The following is a 3,980-nucleotide window of genomic DNA, read 5'->3' as shown; positions in this document are numbered from 1 at the left end:
TGACTTACGTGGTGGCCGGGCGTGGGCGGCGGCTGATGGCCAACCGCGCGACCGGCTCCACGAAGCGTGCCGCCAGCGGGCCGAGGATCGCCATGACCAGAACGTACGCGGTGGCCAGGGCGGCCAGGCGTTCATCAACGACACCCGCGGACACGGCGAGGCCCGCGATCACGATCGAGAACTCACCGCGGGCGACCAGCGCCGCGCCCGCTCTCGCCCGACCCATCCGGGCGATGCCCTGGCGCTTCGCCGCCCACCACCCCGTCACCACCTTCGTGACCGACGTGACGACGGCCAGCCCCAGCGCGATGGCCAGCACCGGCGGGATGGTCGAGGGGTCGGTGTTGAGGCCGAACACCACGAAGAACATGGCGGCGAAGAGGTCACGCAGCGGTTCGAGCATGCGGGTCGCGTTCTCCGCCGTCGAACCCGAGATCGCGATGCCCAGGAGGAACGCACCGACCGCCGCGGAGACCTGCAGCCGCGACGCGACGCCGGCCACCAGCAGTGCCGCGCCCAGCACGCGCAGCAGGAACACCTCCGGATCCGGACTGTCCACGACGGCCGAGACGTACCGGCCGAACTTGAGGGCCAGCAACAACACCAGCGTCACGACCAGCAGCGAGATGCCGATGGCCGACAGCCCACCGAGCAGCGTCGCGCCCGCGAGCACGGCGGTCAGGATCGGCAGGTACACCGCCATCGCCAGGTCCTCGAACACGAGGATCGACAGCACGACCGGCGTCTCCCGGTTGCCCAGCCGCCCCAGGTCACCGAGGACCTTCGCGATGATGCCCGACGAGGAGATGTACGTCACGCCCGCCATCGCCAGCGCGCCGAGCGGGCCCCAGCCCAGCATCAGCGCCACCGCGACGCCCGGCGCCGCGTTCAGCACCAGGTCGACGAGCCCGGCGAGCCACGACCGGCGCAGGCCCGTCACCAGTTCCGCCGCCGAGTACTCCAGACCCAGCAGGAGCAGCAGCAGGATGACGCCGAGCTCGCTCGCGACGGACGCGAACCCCTCGATGCCCTCCAGGGGCAACAGGCCACCGCTGCCGAAAGCGAGGCCGCCGAGCAGGTAGAACGGGATGGGGGAGATGCCGATCTTCCAGGCCAGCCGGCCGAGCACGCCCAGGCCGAAGAAGATCGCGCCGAGTTCGATCAGCGCGACTGTCGAGTCGTGCACGGGCGCTACCCGCGTTCGAGGACGGTGGCGGCCTTGGCGAGCCCTTCGGCGGTACCGACCGTGATCAACGCGTCCCCGCCGCCGAGCATGAAGTCCGGTCGCGGCGAGGGGTGGACCGTCCCGGCACGGACGACGGCCACCACGGACACGGCGGTGCGGGTACGCAACCGTGTGTCACCCAACGTGCGGCCGTCGTACGGGGAACCGTGCGCCAGCGGCAGCTGCTTGGTGTGGACGCCGGACAGTCCGTCGTTCTCCCTGCGGAGCTGTGCGACGAGCTGCGGCGCGCCGAGCAGGTTGGCGAGCGCGCTCGCCTCGTCGACGGACAGCGGGATCGACGCGGTGCAGGCGTCCGGGTCGTCCTCCCGGGACACGATCAGCTCGAGCCGACCGTCCCGGTAGGTGATCACGCCGATGCGCCGTCCCGCACGGGAGACGAAGTCATGGCGTGTTCCGATACCCGGCAGCGGCGTCACGTCGACATTCACCACACCAGGCTAACCTTGCCGACCCGGGCACGAGCGGAGCCGCGGAGCGAGTCATCAGCACTTTCTTCCCGAGCCTCCGGCCCCTAGGTTGGGGACGGTCTCGTTCGCCGACGTCCGGGAGGACATCGCATGGCCGGCCGCACCAAGTTCATCCTCGACGAGTCCGACATGCCGACGGCCTGGTACAACGTCGTGCCGGACCTGCCGGCACCGCCGCCACCGCCGCTGCACCCGGGTACCGGCGAGCCGGTCGGCCCCGATGACCTCGCGCCGCTGTTCCCGCAGGCGCTCATCGCCCAGGAAGTGAGCACGGAACGTTACATCCCGATCCCGGACGAGGTGCAGGAGGTGTACCGGCTGTGGCGGCCGTCGCCGCTGTACCGGGCGCACCGGCTGGAGAAGGCGCTCGGCACGCCCGCGCGGATCTACTACAAGTACGAGGGCGTGAGCCCGGTCGGGTCGCACAAGCCCAACACGGCCGTGCCGCAGGCGTACTACAACGCCCAGGAGGGGGTCACCAAGCTGACCACCGAGACGGGCGCCGGGCAGTGGGGCAGCGCGCTGGCGTTCGCGTGCGCGCAGTTCGGGCTGGAGTGCGAGGTGTGGCAGGTCCGCGCGTCGTACGACCAGAAGCCCTACCGCAAGATGATGATGGAGACGTTCGGCGCGACCGTGCACCCGAGCCCGTCGGACCTGACCGAGTCCGGCAAGGCGGTGCTGGCGGCGAACCCGGACTCGACGGGCAGCCTGGGCATCGCGATCAGCGAGGCGGTCGAGAAGGCGGCGGCCGATCCGGACACGCGGTACGCGCTGGGCAGCGTGCTCAACCACGTGCTGCTGCACCAGACGATCATCGGCGAGGAGGCCATCCGCCAGTTCGAGCTGGCCGGCGACTCGCCGGACGTCATCGTCGGCTGCACCGGCGGCGGCTCGAACTTCGGCGGCCTGGTGTTCCCGTTCCTGCGGGAGAAGCTGGCCGGCAGGATCTCGCCGACGATCCGGGCGGTCGAGCCCGCCGCGTGCCCGTCGCTCACGCGCGGTAAGTACACGTACGACTTCGGCGACACCGCCGGGCTGACGCCGCTGCTGAAGATGCACACGCTCGGTCACGAGTTCATCCCGGACCCCATCCACGCCGGCGGTTTGCGGTACCACGGGATGGCGCCGCTGCTGTCGCACATCGTCGAGCTGGGCCTGGTCGACGCGGTGGCCATCGGGCAGAACGAGTGCTTCGCCGCGGGCGTGCGGTTCGCGAGGTCGGAAGGCATCGTCCCGGCCCCGGAGCCGACCCACGCGCTGGCCGAGTGCGTGCGGGAGGCGTTGCGCTGCAAGGAGACCGGCGAGGAGAAGGTGATCCTGACCGCGCTGTGCGGCCACGCGCACCTGGACCTGCCGGCCTACGCGAACTACCTGGCCGGCGACATGGTGGACCGCGAGCTGACCGACGAGGACCTGGCGGCCGCCTTCGAGACGATCCCGTCCCGGTAGCCGCGTCAGCGGTAGAGGTGGCGGGCGATGATCTCCCGCTGGATCTCGCTCGCACCCTCGTAGATGCGGGGCGCCCGGACCTCCCGGTAGAGGTGCTCCAGGAGGTGGCCCTCCTCCAGGGCACGGGCGCCGTGCACCTGGATCGCCACGTCCACCGCCTGCTGGGCGGCCTCGGTCGCGAAGAGCTTGGCCATCGCGGACAGGTGACCGGTGCGTTCGGCACCCGAGTCGTACGCCGTCGCCGCGTCGTGGACCAGGAGCCGGGCGGCCTGCAGCCGGGTGGCCACGTCCGCCAGCTGGTGGGACACCGCCTGGAAGTCGCGCAGCGGTCTGCCGAACGCCTGGCGCTCCTTCGTGTGCGCCACGGCCGCGTCCAGTGCCGCCTGACCCATGCCGAGGGCGAACGCGCCCACGCTGGGGCGGAACATGTCCAGTGTCCGCATCGCCACCCGCCAGCCGCCGTCGATCTCGCCTAGGACGGCGTCGGCCGGCACGTACACGTCGGCGAACCGCAGGCTGCCGATCGGGTGCGGGGAGACCAGCCGCTGCGGGGTGCCGGTGAGGCCGGGGGCGTTGCCCGGTACCGCGAAGGCCGTGATGCCGCGGGCGCCGTTGTCGCTGGTGCGGGCGAACACGGAGTACACGTCGGCGTCGGGGGCGTTCGAGATGAACACCTTCTCGCCGTTGAGGCGGAAGCCGTCGCCGCGGTTGCCCTCGGCCTTGGACCGCTGGATGGTCACCCCATTGGCCGCCCGGGCCAGGGAGAAGCCGTCTCCACCGTTGTTGGTCGACGTCGTGTTGTCGATCGTCCCGTTGAC

The 3,980-nt window shown here is 71.2% G+C and carries 4 protein-coding genes; 1 reads left to right on the top strand and 3 read right to left on the bottom strand.

What is annotated here, in order from left to right; genetic code table 11:
• Positions 1 to 4: 4 nt before the first annotated feature.
• Positions 5 to 1,186 (bottom strand): cation:proton antiporter, encoded by a 1,182-nt coding sequence (locus ACJ73U_RS23255; protein ID WP_407779803.1) that lies wholly within the window; start codon positions 1,184 to 1,186, stop codon positions 5 to 7.
• Positions 1,187 to 1,191: 5 nt separating this feature from the next.
• Positions 1,192 to 1,674 carry a cation:proton antiporter regulatory subunit gene (locus ACJ73U_RS23250; RefSeq protein ID WP_407779802.1) on the bottom strand — a complete coding sequence of 161 codons (483 nt, stop codon included), beginning with the start codon at positions 1,672 to 1,674 and terminating at the stop codon, positions 1,192 to 1,194.
• Positions 1,675 to 1,803: 129 nt separating this feature from the next.
• Here ACJ73U_RS23250 and ACJ73U_RS23245 point away from each other — a divergent pair, with 129 nt between their 5' ends.
• Complete coding sequence (locus ACJ73U_RS23245; RefSeq protein WP_407779801.1) at positions 1,804 to 3,162, top strand: TrpB-like pyridoxal phosphate-dependent enzyme; 1,359 nt, start codon at positions 1,804 to 1,806, stop codon at positions 3,160 to 3,162.
• A 5-nt stretch (positions 3,163 to 3,167) separates the two neighbouring features.
• On the opposite strand, the gene ACJ73U_RS23240 is transcribed toward ACJ73U_RS23245, so the two are convergent.
• On the bottom strand, positions 3,168 to 3,980 hold an 813-nt coding region (locus tag ACJ73U_RS23240), incomplete at its 5' end, for an acyl-CoA dehydrogenase family protein (protein ID WP_407779800.1).

It is taken from the genome of Actinophytocola sp., assembly GCF_045807065.1.
Taxonomy (GTDB): domain Bacteria; phylum Actinomycetota; class Actinomycetes; order Mycobacteriales; family Pseudonocardiaceae; genus Actinophytocola.
This window is presented reverse-complemented; position numbering and strand designations above follow the sequence as displayed.

Coding starts and splice junctions, on each gene's coding strand:
- ACJ73U_RS23245 (WP_407779801.1), top strand. CDS start 1,804: ATGGCCGGCCGCACCAAGTTCATCCTCGACGAGTCCGACATGCCGACG.